The sequence below is a fragment of the Pseudoalteromonas sp. genome, assembly GCF_041613455.1.
GTDB lineage: Bacteria > Pseudomonadota > Gammaproteobacteria > Enterobacterales > Alteromonadaceae > Pseudoalteromonas.
This window is the reverse complement of sequence record NZ_JBFJHD010000012.1, coordinates 1-15,270: the sequence shown is the minus strand read 5'-3', so window position 1 is coordinate 15,270 and position 15,270 is coordinate 1. Positions and strand designations below refer to the sequence as shown.

The 15,270-nt window shown below is 43.0% G+C and carries 13 protein-coding genes; 12 read left to right on the top strand and 1 reads right to left on the bottom strand.

Annotation, left to right across the window (positions count from 1 at the left end; all coding sequences use genetic code 11):
• Positions 1–231 precede the first annotated feature (231 nt).
• From rpoE to pdxJ, 10 genes are all read left to right on the top strand, one after another.
• Positions 232–813 (top strand): RNA polymerase sigma factor RpoE, encoded by a 582-nt coding sequence (gene rpoE, locus ABYB02_RS02535; RefSeq protein ID WP_372760802.1) that lies wholly within the window; start codon positions 232–234, stop codon positions 811–813.
• Position 814: 1 nt separating this feature from the next.
• Positions 815–1,432, top strand: a complete 618-nt coding sequence (locus ABYB02_RS02530) for a sigma-E factor negative regulatory protein (RefSeq protein ID WP_372760759.1) — start codon at positions 815–817, stop codon at positions 1,430–1,432.
• Positions 1,433–1,436: 4 nt separating this feature from the next.
• Positions 1,437–2,390, top strand: a complete 954-nt coding sequence (locus ABYB02_RS02525; RefSeq protein ID WP_372760757.1) for a MucB/RseB C-terminal domain-containing protein — start codon at positions 1,437–1,439, stop codon at positions 2,388–2,390.
• Between the two features lie 19 nt (positions 2,391–2,409).
• Positions 2,410–2,859, top strand: a complete 450-nt coding sequence (locus ABYB02_RS02520; protein ID WP_372760755.1) for a SoxR reducing system RseC family protein — start codon at positions 2,410–2,412, stop codon at positions 2,857–2,859.
• Positions 2,860–2,982: 123 nt separating this feature from the next.
• The gene (gene lepA, locus ABYB02_RS02515) at positions 2,983–4,770 is read left to right on the top strand and encodes a translation elongation factor 4 (RefSeq protein ID WP_372760753.1); all 1,788 of its coding nucleotides are present in this window, start codon (positions 2,983–2,985) and stop codon (positions 4,768–4,770) included.
• 16 nt (positions 4,771–4,786) lie between these two features.
• Positions 4,787–5,722, top strand: a complete 936-nt coding sequence (gene lepB, locus ABYB02_RS02510) for a signal peptidase I (RefSeq protein ID WP_372760751.1) — start codon at positions 4,787–4,789, stop codon at positions 5,720–5,722.
• 2 nt (positions 5,723–5,724) lie between these two features.
• Positions 5,725–6,402 carry a ribonuclease III gene (gene rnc, locus ABYB02_RS02505; RefSeq protein WP_372760749.1) on the top strand — a complete coding sequence of 226 codons (678 nt, stop codon included), beginning with the start codon at positions 5,725–5,727 and terminating at the stop codon, positions 6,400–6,402.
• On the top strand, positions 6,392–7,324 hold the full coding sequence (era, locus tag ABYB02_RS02500) for a GTPase Era (RefSeq protein WP_372760747.1): 933 nt from the start codon (positions 6,392–6,394) through the stop codon (positions 7,322–7,324). The genes rnc and era overlap by 11 nt, the downstream gene beginning before the upstream one ends.
• Before the next feature lie 22 nt (positions 7,325–7,346).
• Positions 7,347–8,039, top strand: a complete 693-nt coding sequence (gene recO, locus ABYB02_RS02495) for a DNA repair protein RecO (protein WP_372760745.1) — start codon at positions 7,347–7,349, stop codon at positions 8,037–8,039.
• 22 nt (positions 8,040–8,061) lie between these two features.
• Positions 8,062–8,793, top strand: a complete 732-nt coding sequence (gene pdxJ, locus ABYB02_RS02490) for a pyridoxine 5'-phosphate synthase (RefSeq protein ID WP_372760743.1) — start codon at positions 8,062–8,064, stop codon at positions 8,791–8,793.
• Between the two features lie 112 nt (positions 8,794–8,905).
• Here the strand turns inward: pdxJ and barA are convergent, their stop codons facing one another.
• Complete coding sequence (gene barA / locus ABYB02_RS02485; RefSeq protein ID WP_372760741.1) at positions 8,906–11,668, bottom strand: two-component sensor histidine kinase BarA; 2,763 nt, start codon at positions 11,666–11,668, stop codon at positions 8,906–8,908.
• A 104-nt stretch (positions 11,669–11,772) separates the two neighbouring features.
• Here barA and rlmD point away from each other — a divergent pair, with 104 nt between their 5' ends.
• Both rlmD and relA read left to right on the top strand, forming a co-directional pair.
• Complete coding sequence (gene rlmD, locus ABYB02_RS02480) at positions 11,773–13,098, top strand: 23S rRNA (uracil(1939)-C(5))-methyltransferase RlmD (protein ID WP_372760739.1); 1,326 nt, start codon at positions 11,773–11,775, stop codon at positions 13,096–13,098.
• 8 nt (positions 13,099–13,106) lie between these two features.
• Complete coding sequence (gene relA / locus ABYB02_RS02475; RefSeq protein WP_372760737.1) at positions 13,107–15,263, top strand: GTP diphosphokinase; 2,157 nt, start codon at positions 13,107–13,109, stop codon at positions 15,261–15,263.
• Positions 15,264–15,270 lie beyond the last annotated feature (7 nt).

Below are 15,270 nucleotides of genomic sequence, written 5' to 3'. Positions count from 1 at the left end.
AATGCTCTACAGAGCAATGTTTGTTTTTAAGAGTGGTAGTTGTATCATATTTGCTATAACACTACGTAGTAATTTTGTCTTTAAGCACGCTTTTTTACCACTACTTTATAAAAAAACAAGATTAAAACACATGCAGCAGAACTTTTTATTCATGTAAGGGTCAGAGTATCTGTGAACAATGGCGACACTATGAATAATAAGCAAGAATCAGACAGAGGAGTACCGGCTCGAATGAGCGAGCAGGATTTAGATTTAGCGCTAGTGAAAAGGGTGCAACAAGGAGACAAAAACGCCTTCAACCTATTAGTAAAGAAGTATCAAAACAAAATTGCCGGTTTGATCTCACGTTATGTGTCGAATCAAGGCGATATTGCTGATGTAGCACAAGAGGCTTTTATTAAAGCATACCGTGCGCTTCCTAACTTTAGAGGCGATAGCGCCTTTTATACTTGGTTGTACCGTATCGCCGTAAATTGTGCTAAAAATTATTTAGTTGCTCAGGGGCGCAAACCGCCGGCCAGTGATATAGATGCTGACGACGCCGAATTTTATGATTGTGCGGACTCGATGCGGTCAAACGCATCCCCTGAAAATTTACTATTAAGCGATGAAGTTCGCGCTGTTATTTTTAATACAATTGATAGTTTGCCTGAAGATCTTAAAACCGCGATCACCCTAAGAGAAATAGAAGGGATGAGCTATGAAGAAATAGCCGTGGTCATGGATTGCCCAGTCGGGACGGTGCGTTCGCGTATATTTCGTGCCCGTGAAGCAATTGATAATAAATTAAACCCATTAATAGGCGAGTCTTAATATGATTAAAGCACACGTTAACAAGTTAGATAACGAATCGTTATCTGCATTACTTGACGGCGAGCAACCGTTAGCCGATGCGAAAATTGCATCGCAAGACGTTGCTACCTTTGGCCGTTATGCGTTAATTGGTGATGCAATGCGAGCCGAAAAAAATAACAGCGAAATTCATATTGATATTAGTGAGCGTGTTGCCGTTGCGTTGCAAAGTGAACCTGTTTATGCAGATTTTAGCCAATCTAACGCAGCACCTCAGCCGCACCGCGACGATAGCAGCGCTAATAATGTTGTGGCATTTAGTTGGCGTAAGCCGCTTGCACAACTGGCTATTGCAGCAAGTGTCGCGATGTTTGCTATTGTTGGCGTTAATATGCTGCCACAAGGCGATGACGCGCAGCAAAGTGAAATTCCGTTACTGCAAACTACGCCGTTAACAGGCGTGGCCTCGCCGGTGAGTTATTCATCTGCGCCGGCGCTTGAAAACGCAGAGCAAGGGCTACGTGAATTACAGCAACAACGTATTGGTGCTCTGGTATTAGAGCATCAACGTCAAGCCCGTGTTGCGCAGTCATTAGATGTTGTTAATAGCACGACTAAAGAGCTAGAGGAAAATAACTAATTAAATGAAAGTAATTACGTTTATGTTGTCGTTGCTGTTAAGCGTGAGTGCGTTTGCAAGCGACGGCAACCCCGCCAAACAGTTACTGCTTAACATGGCCAATGCGGTGCATAACCGTAACTTTGACGCTTCGTTTGTGATGGTTAAAGGTAAAAGCATGGAACCCTACCGCTGGGTACATGCTAAGCAAGGCGAGATTGAACTTGAGCATTTAAGCTTACTTAATGGTGCGGGGCTTGAAATGATCCGCATAGATAATCAAGTCACCTATTTTGAGCCGCAGTCAGAGCCTTACTCGTTAAAAACAGACTCAATTGCCGGTCCAATTCCAGAAGTGTTGTTTAAAAATATTGAGCGTTTAACTGGTCATTATGACTTTGTGCTGGGTGGTAAAGGGCGTATCGCGGGGCGCGCCGCGCAACTAGTGCGCATTGAATCGAAAGACGAAGACAAATATAACTACTGGATTTGGCTTGACATGGAGTCGTCATTATTGCTCAAAGCGGCGTATGTTAATCATCAAGGTGAAGCATTAGAGCAGTTACAGTTAACGCATATTAGTGTTACAGAACATCCCGCGCCGATGTTACTGGAAGTACTTAATCGTAATTTTCCTACGCCATTACCAAATAACTCACTAGACAACACGGTGAGTAATATGCCAAAAACCTGGCAAATTGGCTGGTTACCTGCTGGATTTAAATTATTAAAATCAGACCGCCATAAACTCGATTTAAATAATGAACTCACTGACTACTTTTTATTTTCCGACGGGTTTGTTGAAGTATCGGTGTTTGTACAGCGTCCGTTACCGGGAAAACGCTTAAGCGGGGCACTTACTTCTGGAGCAACGACCATTTATGTGCATAATGGCGGTAACTTTGATGTGTCGGTGGTGGGAAATATTCCCAGCCTAACAGCAAAAGCGATTGCCGAGTCGGTAACGCGCGCCTTATAACCGGTTTAAAAGAGTTGGTATGATAGAGCAAACCTTAAAAGTTGTGGCCCTTAGTGGCCACATTGCACATTTAGAGGCACAGCAAAAGCAAGCTTGTGCCGGCTGTAATGGCCGCTGTGGCTCACAAGTGTTCAGTAAGCTATTTGGCAGTGGTAAAAAAACCTTCCCTTATAAATTTTCGACCCCCGTTGCCGTGGGGCAAAAAGTCACCCTCTCATTAGATGACAGCCACATGGTTAAACATGCGTTTGCGGTTTACATGCTGCCGTTATTTTTAAGCTTAGCGTTTGCCTTTATTGCCGCAGAGTTATTGTTAGTGACAGAAGGGTGGCAAATATTAGCAGCTGCAATAGGAGGGGGGATTGGCTTCTTAATCGCTAAAATAGGGGTTAAATCATTTCACCACGATATTAAAGTGATAAAAATTCACCCAATTAGCCTTCCTTTAACTCAAATAGATGGTGATTAACGCCAATTAAATGTAAAATTGCGTTTTTACGCCACACTAACTTGAAAATATAAAAGCTATATTTTTTAAGTCGTTTAGGTATACACACTTAGTCCATTAAAATAGAAGTTTAGAATCCATTTTATGAAGCATATCCGTAATTTTTCGATCATCGCCCACATTGACCATGGTAAATCGACCCTTTCTGATCGTTTGATCCAAGTTTGTGGTGGTTTAACCGACCGCGAAATGCAGAAACAGGTTTTGGATTCAATGGATATTGAGCGCGAACGTGGTATTACCATTAAAGCGCAAAGTGTAACGTTGAACTACACAGCAAACGATGGTGAAACGTATCAACTTAACTTTATCGACACTCCAGGACACGTTGACTTTACTTATGAAGTATCGCGTTCATTGGCCGCTTGTGAAGGTGCGCTACTGGTTGTTGATGCAGGTCAAGGTGTAGAGGCGCAAACACTGGCTAACTGTTACACCGCCATTGAAATGAATTTAGAAGTTATTCCGGTACTGAATAAAATTGATTTACCGCAAGCAGACCCATTACGTGTTGCTGAAGAAATTGAAGATATTATTGGTATTGATGCCCTTGATGCCGTGCAATGTAGTGCGAAAACAGGTGTCGGTATTGCCGAAGTACTGGAAATGATTGTTAAAGATGTACCGCCACCGGTTGGCGATAAAGATGCACCTTTACAAGCGCTTATTATCGATTCATGGTTTGACCCATACCAAGGCGTGGTGTCTCTAGTGCGTATTAAGCACGGTGAACTGCGCGCAGGCGACAAAATAAAAATTATGTCGAATGAGCATGTTCACATTGCCGACCAAGTTGGCGTATTCACGCCTAAACAAACCAATACCGGTATTTTAAAAACCGGCGAAGTGGGCTATGTGATTGCGGGTATAAAAGAAATACATGGTGCGCCTGTGGGTGATACTATCACTCACCAAAAAAATGCCGCACCGCTACGTTTACCTGGCTTTCAAAAGATTAAACCCCAAGTGTATGCGGGCATGTTCCCGATTGCTTCTGATGAGTATGAATCGTTTCGTGATGCGCTGAATAAATTAAGCTTAAACGATGCGTCGTTATTCTTTGAACCAGAAAACTCAACCGCACTGGGTTTTGGTTTCCGTTGTGGCTTCTTAGGCATGCTACACATGGAGATTATTCAAGAGCGTTTAGAGCGTGAATACGATATCGATCTGATCACCACGGCTCCTACGGTAATTTATGAAGTAGTTACTAAGCACGATACCTTTCAGATTGATAACCCATCTGACCTACCGCCAGTAAACGACATTGTCGAAATTCGTGAGCCAATTGTTGAAGCGAACATTTTAGTACCGCAAGAATACTTAGGCAGTGTAATTACCTTATGTGTTGATAAGCGCGGCATGCAAACTAAAATGTCATACCACGGTAAGCAAGTGGCGGTAACCTATGAATTGCCGATGGCCGAAGTGGTAATGGACTTTTTTGATAAGTTAAAATCAACTAGCCGTGGCTTTGCGTCGCTTGACTATAACTTTAAGCATTTCCAAGCGTCAGACATGGTGCGTGTGGACATTTTAATTAATGGTGAACGTGTTGATGCGCTAGCTATTATTGCGCACAGAGACAGTGCGCAATCACGTGGTCGTCAATTAGCTGATGCATTAAAAGAGCTTATTCCACGTCAAATGTTTGATATTGCGATTCAGGCAGCGATTGGTCAGCATGTTATTGCCCGTACCACAGTGAAACAATTACGTAAAAACGTAATTGCTAAATGTTACGGTGGTGATGTGAGTCGTAAGAAAAAGCTACTTAAAAAGCAAAAAGATGGTAAAAAACGCATGAAGCAAGTAGGTAATGTTGAAGTACCTCAAGAGGCGTTTTTAGCTATTTTGAAAGTTGGTAAATAAACACAAAGGATTATAAATGGCTGGCTATTTTTCGGTTTTATTGGTGCTGTTAACCTTAGGCTCAGGTTTAATATGGTTAATAGACCACTTAATGTTTGCACCAAAACGACAAGCGCGTTTAGCCGTGGCGCAAGCCTCGGCAGGTGGACAGCTAGATGACGAAACAGCGGCATTAATTGCCCCAGAGCCGATGCTGACAGAAACAGCGAAGTCGATTTTTCCGATGATTGCTGCTATCACTATATTTAGATCGTTTATTTTTGAACCGTTTCAAATTCCGTCAGGTTCAATGATGCCTACTTTATTAGTAGGGGACTTTATATTAGTGCAAAAGTACGCCTATGGGGTTAAAGATCCGGTGTGGCGCAGTCAGCTAGTGGACGTAGGTGAGCCTGAGCGTGGCGACGTGATAGTGTTTAAATACCCGCTTGACGAAAAAGTTGATTTTATTAAACGTACCATAGGGTTACCTGGCGATAAAATTGTTTATCGCGATAAGCGTTTATATATTCAACCTAAGTGTAATGAGGGTGAAACCCAACAGGGTGAGCTGCTTTGTAATGAATTTAATAAGATTGATTTTAAATTAATTAATGCCGATGAATTCCAACAAGGGCCAATGACACTCGCGCGTTTAAATGAAAATTTAACCACGACAAGCCACGATATATTAATTAACCCTCAGGCGCCGGAGCGCAAAGGACGTTATTATCAGCAGCCAGGTACGCCTACCGATGAATGGGTGGTACCGGCAGATCATTATTTTATGATGGGTGATAATCGCGATAACAGCCAAGATAGTCGCTTTTGGGGGTTTGTACCAAAAGAAAACTTGGTGGGTAAAGCCGTCTTTATATGGATGAGTTTTGAATTTGATAACGGCCCAGATGATATTTTACCAGGATGGGTTCCAACTGGTGTTCGTTTTGAACGCCTAGGTAATATTCAATAGCAATGAAAAAAAATGTAACAGAATTATATAGTAAAATTGACTACATCTTTGCCGATCAAGGCTTGCTTGAGCAAGCCATGACGCATCGTAGTCATAAAGGGCAGCATAACGAGCGCCTGGAGTTTTTAGGTGACTCTATTTTAAGCTTTGTGATCGCCAATGCGCTGTATGCTAAGTTTCCAAAAGCCCGAGAAGGCGATTTAAGTCGCATGCGCTCAACCTTAGTGCGAGGCCAAACATTGGCTGAATTTGGCTTAGAATTTGGCTTAGGTGATTATTTACGCTTAGGGCCAGGCGAGCTGAAAAGTGGTGGCTTTCGTCGTGAATCAACGCTTGCCGATGCGGTAGAAGCGATAATTGGCGCGGTATTTTTAGATTCAAATATCGACCGTTGTGGTGAACTCATTTTATCTTGGTATGAGTCACGTTTAAATGCTATTTCACCAGGGCTTAATCAAAAAGATCCTAAGACCCTGCTGCAAGAGCATTTGCAAGCTCGCAAGTTATCGCTACCGGGCTATACCGTAGTAGATACAAAAGGCCAGGCACACAATCAAACATTCACGGTCGAATGTATTGTTGAAGGAATGGATAGCATTATTTCAGTTGGTAGCTCGCGTCGTAAAGCCGAACAAAAAGCTGCTGAAAAAGCATTGAAGATACTTAAAAATGAACCTTGATACCTTAATACAGCCTCATGAAGGCGATATCGATACATTTTGTGGCATGGTCGCCATTGTCGGCCGCCCAAACGTAGGTAAATCAACCTTGCTCAATAAAATTATTGAGCAAAAGGTGAGTATTACCTCACGCAAGCCGCAAACAACTCGCCATCGTATTATGGGCATTCATACCGAAGGTAAATATCAAGCCATTTATGTTGATACCCCGGGTCTGCACGTAGAAGAAAAGCGCGCGATTAACCGCTTAATGAACCGCGCGGCATCAAGCTCAATTGGTGACGTGGAGCTTATTATCTTTGTCGTTGAAGGCACGCATTGGAATGCCGATGACGAAATGGTACTTAACAAAGTATCGCAAAGTGGTAAGCCGGTGTTACTGGTTATAAATAAAATTGATTTAGTAAAAGACCGCGACTTAGTGCTGCCACACATGAAATGGTTAGGCGACAAGTTTGACTTTATTGGCATTATGCCGGTGTCGGCTGAGCAAGGTAAAAATATCGACTTGATCAAAGGCGAAGTGAAAAAACGCTTACAGCCGAGCGAGTTTTACTTTCCAGATGACTATGTCACCGATCGCTCAATGCGCTTTATGGCAGCAGAAACTATACGTGAAAAGCTGATGCGCTTTATGGGCGAAGAGCTACCGTATTCTGTGACGGTTGAAATTGAGCAGTTTAAGTGGCAAGAAAACGGTGTTTGGCATATCAATGGCTTAATACTGGTTGAGCGCGAAACACAAAAGCGTATGGTGATTGGTAACAAAGGCGAAAAGCTTAAAGTGATTGGTCGCGAAGCCCGTAAAGATCTAGAAGAAATGCTAGAAAATAAAGTATTTTTAGAACTGTGGGTTAAAGTTAAATCGGGCTGGGCAGATGACGAGCGCGCATTACGTAGCTTAGGTTATGGTGAAGACTAATCACCCGCTAGAAGCTTAATTTATGGATAGCGACTTCTACAGAGCGTATTTATTACATCGGCGTCCGTATAGTGACTCTCAAGTAATGCTGGATATGTTAGTAGAAGGCGTTGGCCAATTAAGAATGCTAGCCCGTATTAGTGGTCGCCAGGCCACTAAACATAAAGCACAGTTACAACCCTTTCAAGCCTTGCTAGTACACTACAACGGCAAATACGATTTAAAATATATCAATAAATTCGAGCTACATGGTACGCCGCAACTGTTAACCGGCGACGAGCTTTACTGTGGCTTTTATTTAAATGAACTGACAAATCGGATTGTGCCTATAAACGAGCCAATCGATCAGGTTTTTCAGCTTTATAAAAGCCATTTAGCAAACCTAAATAGCGGTGCGAATTTACAAGCCGTGTTGCGCTCTTATGAGTTTCAATTATTAGAATTATTAGGCTATGGTGTCGACTTTAGTTTTGACGCCAGTGGCGAGCCAATCGATGAGCAGCAAAGCTATAGTTATTTTGCCGAACAGGGGTTTTTAGCGCAGCCCGATAATCGCTCAGGTTTTAGTGGTGCGCAGCTCAACGCCATAGCAAACCATGACTTTAGCCAAGCAGATGTGTTATACATGGCAAAACAATTAAGTCGTTATTTATTAAAGCCGTTACTTGGTAACAAACCCTTAAAAAGCCGTGAGCTATTTATGGCCTCTCAATAAACGTAATTTTACAGGTAAAAAAATGAAAGATATTCTTTTGGGTGTAAACGTAGATCATATTGCCACGCTGCGCCAAGCACGGGGAACAAGTTATCCCGATCCAGCCCATGCTGCGAGTGTTGCTGAGCACGCTGGGGCAGACGGCATTACCATACATTTACGTGAAGACCGTCGTCATATCCAAGACCGCGATGTGTACGTTATGGCAAAAACCATTCAAACGCGAATGAACCTAGAAACCGCGGTGACCGATGAAATGATTAACATTGCGCTAGAAGTAAAGCCTGAGTATGTGTGTTTAGTGCCCGAAAAACGTGAAGAGCTCACTACCGAAGGGGGGCTTGATGTAGCAGGTAACCTTGAAAAAATTACCGCAGCAACAAAAACGTTAACTGATGCGGGTATTAAGGTGTCGCTATTTATTGATGCCGATAAGGCACAATTAGATGCAGCTAAAGCCACCGGTGCCCCGTATGTTGAAATTCATACCGGCGCTTACGCTGATGCGACAAACGATGCGGATGTTAGCAAAGAGCTTGAGCATATACGCCAAGGCGTTAAATATGCCGCGAGCTTAGGTTTAATTGTTAATGCGGGGCATGGCTTACATTATCACAACGTAAAACCAATAGCGGCGATGCCAGAAATTTACGAGCTAAATATTGGCCACGCCATTATTGCCCGCGCCGCGATTGATGGCTTAGATAAAGCGGTACGTGATATGAAGCGCTTAATGATTGAAGCGCGGCTGTAGAGTATAACAACTCATATAACTCATCGTCTTGCGGCGGTGATAGAACACTGCTCTCAACAATAAGCGCGAATTAGTTCGCGCTTTTTGCATGTTTCTACTGAGTAACGTGGTATTAACTCATATTGGCATCTTTCAGTAGGCTTTTTAGCTCGTCTTGTAACTCAAACAGCTCGGGCTCAATATTGCTAAGTTCACACTTTTTCTTCAACGCCGTTTCGATGGTTTCTGCTAATGACTTCAGTTTAGGGACACCGGTGTAGCAACAGGCACCATGAAACTTATGAATAATACTGAGCACTTGTTGGCAGTCATTACTGTCAATTGCTTGGGCTAATAGCTTTAACGTTTCGGGTACGCTGTGTAGCAGCATATTAAGCATTTCGACGGCTAACTCATTTTTGCCCCCCGCATGCTGCAATGCCAGTGTCCAATCTAAACGTTCGCTATTAAACGGTGCCGGGCGCTGTACTGTGCCGTGTTTGTTTTTGTCGCGGCTGACCGGCAGTTGTGGGCTGTGTTCGCAAATAATTTGATTAAGTACATCTTCATCAATCGGCTTTGTAAGGTAGCCTTCAAAGCCGTCTTTTAGCAATTGCTGTTTTTCGCTGCGCAAGGCGTGGGCGGTTACCGCAATAATCGGGGTATCTTCGTTAAGTGATGACTCTTTAATAAGTTTACAAGCGGTAATACCGTCCATTATCGGCATTTGAATATCCATAAATATTACATCGTATTTATGGCTCTTACTTAAGCTATAAGCTTGCGAGCCATTGTGTGCGGTATCTATCAGCTCCACTTGGTCATTTAATAAGGTGTAAATTAACTTTAAGTTGGCATCGTTATCATCCACCACCAACACTTTTAATGGTAATAACGCTTGCTCGTTATGCTCTATATTATGCACCGGATGATCGAGGCGGTAAGGGGCTGCAAGCGTTTCACACAGTTTACGGTGGTTCAGCGGTTTACTTAAGCAGGCATCGGCACCACTGCCAATAAAGGCCTCGCGCATATTGTGCGATACGGTATTGAGCATTAAGTATAAGTAATCGGCGCTTTGCCGTACGGCCTTAACATGGCTTTTTAGGCGCTGCATATCATTAACCGACGCCATATGGCCTATTAAACAAATGTCGTATTTTTGTTGTTTACTTTCAATCGCTAATAACAGTTCAGCATCGTTAAAGCAGGCGGTCACATTAATTTGCCATTCGTTTAGTAATGAAACCACCGCTTGATGGGTATGCTCATTCGGCTCTAAATATAAAACATGCTTACCAATAAGAGACTTAGTAGGTAAGTCGCTATCAAATGTGTGGCTTGGCAATCTAAACACGCCGTTAAAGGTAAAGCAGGTGCCGTGGCCCGGGGCTGAGTTGAGCGTAATGCGGCCATTCATTGCTTCAACTATGTGCTTGGTAATGATAAGCCCTAAGCCGGTGCCGCCAAATTTACGGGTAATACTGGAGTCGGCTTGGCCAAACGCAGTAAACAGCGTGTCTTGTTTATCTGCCGCAATCCCTACGCCAGTGTCGGCTACCGACACTAAAATAGAGGCACGCTCTTCATCAAGTAAACGGTGGCTGATATCGACTTTTATGGCGCCTTTTTCGGTAAATTTTATCGCGTTACTGATCAGGTTAATTAATACTTGTTTAAAACGCGTCGGATCGCCGGTTAAATGATCGGGCACCTGTGGATTAATATAAATCGACAACTCCAGCTGTTTTTCGTGGGCGCTGGGGGCAAGTAATGTCATGACCTCGTTGACCGTATCACGTAATTGAAACTGAATAGACTCCAGCTCCATTGCCCCGACTTCTAATTTCGAAAAATCGAGAATGTCGCTAATAATGGTCATTAAGCTGTTTGCCGAGAGCTCTATGGTATCGAGGTAGTCTTTTTGATTTTTATTCAATGGGGTTTTATGCAGTTGGCGAGTAAAGCCAATTACGCCATTAAGCGGTGTACGTAGCTCATGACTCATTTTTGCCAAAAAATCCGATTTAACGCGGTTTGCGTCTTGGGCTTCTTTTTTTGCAATTGACAGCTGAATATTTTGCATTTCGTACTGTTCAAGGGTTTCACGGTAATCACTGGTGGCTTGATCTATGTTTTTTTGCATTTCATCTTTTTGCATCACCATAGAGTGCGAAATAGTGTTTAACCCCTCGCGTAATAACTCGAACTCACCAAGCATTGGCTCATTAAGGCCCGTGTCTCTTTTGCCTTCTACCAGCCTGTCGGCGGCCAGCACTAATTTATTTAGCGGGGTCATAAACATGCGGCTTAACTTAAGTGCTAAAATAACGGCCAGTACTAAAGAGAGTATAATTACAATACCACTTATTAGCAGCGCGCGTTGTTGACCAATCACCGCTTGGTCTGTGTTTAATTGTAAAACAACCGTGCCTAACGTGGTTTGAAATAACGATTTATCCCAGTTCGCATCGGGGGTGGAATGGTTGATCACTGGGGTAAAAAACGTGACCAGTTGCTCAGACTGGCTAATATGGGTGGCATTTAAATTTTTTAGTTGTGGGTTATCAAACAATTCATTAAATGAACGGTGATAATTACTGGTTATTATTAACTGATTATTGTCGTTAAATAACGCTATCGACTTTATGAGTGGCGAGTGCTTATTGTGGGTATAGCTAATAATACGGTTAAGTAATTGCTTATTTTTTTCAAGTAAAGGTTGTTCAAGTGCAATAGCCAGTGGTTCAGCAATCGTTGCGCCTTGTTGATATAAAATATCATCAAGCTCAAGGTAACGATTTAATGTAAAATAACCGCCCAGTAACAATCCAATGATCACCGTAGGGATCAGAGTCAATGTTAAAACAGAATCGCGTAAACCTAATTTAGTCATGTTGAGGCGTTATTATTGTTATAAGCATGTCCAGAGTATATACGGATAACAAGGTACTCTGCAATTGGAGTAAATTTATCAACCATTTAAGGTATTAGCTAGTTATGGCACAAATATTTAAAGCCAAAAAAAAGCCGCTCAAACAACAGTCGTTAGTACTTGATATTACGGCCATGGATCATCACGGTCGCGGTGTTGCTAAACATAATAATAAAGTGTGCTTTGTAACCGGCGCTTTGCCAAACGAGCAAGTCAAAGCCACGCTAATCGTCGACAAAGCGCGTTATAGCGAAGCGGTCACGCAAACAGTATTACAGCCAAGTGAGTGGCGCACGCCTGCAATTTGCGAACATTACGGTACCTGTGGGGGCTGTCAGCTGCAGCATTTAGCAGCTAACCAGCAAGTTGTTGAAAAGCAACGTGCGGTCACTAAATTATTTGAAAAATTTGCTAAGTTAACTGCGCTCAATTGGCAAGCACCGCTATTAAGTGATCCCAGCTATTACCGGCGCAGTGCTCGGTTAGCGGTGATGTTTGATAAAGCCGCGAAAAAAATGCGCGTTGGCTACAGAGCCAGTGGCTCAAAACGTATTATTAGCATTAACCAATGCCCAGTACTAAGTAAGGTATTTACCAAGGTGTTTACGGTATTTGACCACTTAGTTAATCAGCACAAAGCGCTGCACAGCATTAGCCATTTGCAATTATGTGCTGCGGATGCCGAAAATTATATTGTTGTTCGCCATACTAAAGTTATTCCCGATGCGATTAAGCAGTTAGTTGAACACAGTGCAGCACAGCAGCACTGGCAGATAATTTGGCAAAGTGACAGCGCTGTTATTGATCACGGTCATTTAGCGATGCCGTTTTACCAGCTTGAGCAGTTAGGGCTTAAATTTGAATTTGGCTTAAATAACTTTATTCAGGTGAACGCCGATGTAAACCAAGCGATGCTCAAACAAGCGTTAAATTGGCTACAGCTTAACGGCGATGAAACCCTACTCGACTTATTTTGTGGTATTGGTAACTTCTCTTTAGTGCTGGCAAAACAAGCAAAAACCGTAATTGGTGTTGAAGGAGTCGCTTCTGCGGTTGCAATGGCAACGCAAAATGCGCACACTAACTCTATAACCAATGCGCAATTTCATTGTTTTGATTTAACAAGCAATATAGCAGCTGCTCCGTGGTTTACAAAAAACATCGATGTTTTGGTATTAGACCCCTCACGCACGGGGGCCTTAGCGGTGTTAGAGCAGCTCCCTTTAAAGCAGTTTAAAACTATTTTATACGTCTCTTGCGACCCTGTTACTTTAGCTCGTGACAGCGCAATTATTTCGCAAGCAGGCTTTGAGTTAAATAAAATTGGGCTAATGGATATGTTCCCACACACTGGGCATATCGAAACTATGGCGTTATTTCAACGGAGGTAAAGCGCATTATGGTAGCTACACGTCAATCACATCAACACGTTGCAACTGGAGATTTTGCTACTCGGCTAGCACGACTGAATCTATCTGCAGAAAAAGTAGCCATGTTAAATAAGGCACATGCCTTATGCGCCACCTGCAATGATGCGCAACGACAAAGCACTGCGATTGAAATGGTGGAAATATTGGCTGAGCTTAACCTTGATGTTGACTCGCTAGTTACCGCGTATCTAACGCCTTACTTTTTAAACGAACTGGTGACGCTTGAAGCCATCGAAGATCAATTAGGTAATAATATTGCCGAACTGCTCAACGGGGTCATACAAATGGCGACTATCAGCACGCTTGCACATCAAGGGCAAGGCACGGTGCAGGTTGATAATATTCGCCGCATGTTACTGGCCATGGTGGAAGATGTACGCGCCGTAGTGATAAAGCTGGCAGAGCAAGTATGTCATTTACGTAACGTAAAAAATGCCAATGAAGAAGAGCGAGTTATTGCCGCCAAAGAAACGGCTAATATTTTTGCGCCACTGGCGAATCGCCTCGGTATAGGGCAACTTAAGTGGGAGCTAGAAGACTTATCGTTTCGCTATTTGCACCCCGATATTTACAAAAACATTGCTAAACAGTTAGATGATAAACGCCTCGCTCGTGAAGCCTATATGGAAAATATGGTTGCGCAAGTGAAGAGTCGTTTAAGCGAAGTGGGAATAGAAGCCGAAGTATATGGCCGCCCTAAGCACATTTACAGCATTTATAAAAAAATGGCGCAAAAAAACTACGAGTTTGACCAACTATTTGATATTCGCGCCATGCGTATTGTGGTTAAGCGACTACAAGATTGTTACGGTGCATTAGGTATAGTGCATACCAATTGGCGCCATCTCAGTAAAGAGTTTGACGACTACGTGGCCACGCCAAAACAAAATGGTTATCAATCTATTCATACCGTGGTGTTTGGTCCCGAAGGCAAAACAATAGAAATTCAAATTCGTACCCACGACATGCACCAAGATGCTGAGCTGGGTGTGGCTGCCCACTGGATGTATAAAGAGGGAGCATTACCGGGGCGTGACTCAGGGTATGAGCAAAAAATTAGTTGGTTGCGTAAATTACTGCAATGGCAAGAAGAAGTGGTCGATGGCAGTGACTTAGCCCAAGAGCTTAAAAACCAAGTGGTTGAAGACCGCGTCTATGTGTTTACTCCGCGTGGCGATATTTTTGATTTGCCACTGGGCGCCACGCCCCTTGATTTTGCTTACTATATTCACTCCAATGTAGGGCATCGCTGTATTGGCGCTAAAGTGTTTGGCAAAATTGTGCCCTTTACCCATCAGTTAACTACCGGCGATCAAGTCGAAATACTGACACAAAAACAGCCTAATCCGAGTCGAGATTGGTTAAACCCTTCACTGGGTTACGTTAAGTCGTCGCGTGCTAGAGCAAAAATACACCATTGGTTTAAGCAGCTCGATCGCGATAAAAATCTTGCCGCGGGTAAAGAAATTTTAGATAACGAATTACAAAAGCTAGATTTAACCTATAAAGACTTAGCGCCCGCTATTAAACGTTTTAACTTTAAAGAGTTAGACGATTTAATGGTGGCAATAGGTGCCGGAGATGTACGGTTAAATCAAATGCTTAACTTTGTTACCGACCGTCCAGATGATGAGCCGGTGATCCGCCTAAAAAACCCCACCAAAGTGAGTGGCGATGATAACGGCATTGTTGTTGATGGTGTGGGCAGCTTAATGAGCCATGTGGCAAAATGTTGCCGACCCGTGCCGGGCGATGAAATTATTGGTTATATCACTCAAGGGCGAGGTATTGCGGTACATAAAGACGACTGTGAGTCATTTAACCATTTAAAAACACAGCACCCAGAGCGGGTTATTGCGGTAAGTTGGTCTGATGAAATAAATAACTCTTTTGCGCTCAGTATTCGCATTGAAGCCAGCGATCGCTCAGGGTTAATTCGCGATATCAGCGTGGTGTTAGCGAACGAAAAAGTAAACGTACTGAATATGAACGTGCACACCATAGATAATAACCAAACAGCCATTTTTATTATGAAAATAGAAGTGCGCGACCTTTCGGCGACCAATCGCGTACTTGCTAAATTACACCAAATTGAAGGCGTGCACAGTGCGCAGCGAGGCCATTAATTATGGC

Bases quoted from the DNA above. Each gene is read 5' to 3' on its own strand.
- rpoE (WP_372760802.1), top strand. From the start codon at position 232: ATGAGCGAGCAGGATTTAGATTTAGCGCTAGTGAAAAGGGTGCAACAA.
- lepA (WP_372760753.1), top strand. From the start codon at position 2,983: ATGAAGCATATCCGTAATTTTTCGATCATCGCCCACATTGACCATGGT.
- lepB (WP_372760751.1), top strand. From the start codon at position 4,787: ATGGCTGGCTATTTTTCGGTTTTATTGGTGCTGTTAACCTTAGGCTCA.
- rnc (WP_372760749.1), top strand. From the start codon at position 5,725: ATGAAAAAAAATGTAACAGAATTATATAGTAAAATTGACTACATCTTT.
- ABYB02_RS02530 (WP_372760759.1), top strand. From the start codon at position 815: ATGATTAAAGCACACGTTAACAAGTTAGATAACGAATCGTTATCTGCA.
- ABYB02_RS02525 (WP_372760757.1), top strand. From the start codon at position 1,437: ATGAAAGTAATTACGTTTATGTTGTCGTTGCTGTTAAGCGTGAGTGCG.
- recO (WP_372760745.1), top strand. From the start codon at position 7,347: ATGGATAGCGACTTCTACAGAGCGTATTTATTACATCGGCGTCCGTAT.
- ABYB02_RS02520 (WP_372760755.1), top strand. From the start codon at position 2,410: ATGATAGAGCAAACCTTAAAAGTTGTGGCCCTTAGTGGCCACATTGCA.
- relA (WP_372760737.1), top strand. From the start codon at position 13,107: ATGGTAGCTACACGTCAATCACATCAACACGTTGCAACTGGAGATTTT.
- era (WP_372760747.1), top strand. From the start codon at position 6,392: ATGAACCTTGATACCTTAATACAGCCTCATGAAGGCGATATCGATACA.
- rlmD (WP_372760739.1), top strand. From the start codon at position 11,773: ATGGCACAAATATTTAAAGCCAAAAAAAAGCCGCTCAAACAACAGTCG.
- barA (WP_372760741.1), bottom strand. From the start codon at position 11,668: ATGACTAAATTAGGTTTACGCGATTCTGTTTTAACATTGACTCTGATC.
- pdxJ (WP_372760743.1), top strand. From the start codon at position 8,062: ATGAAAGATATTCTTTTGGGTGTAAACGTAGATCATATTGCCACGCTG.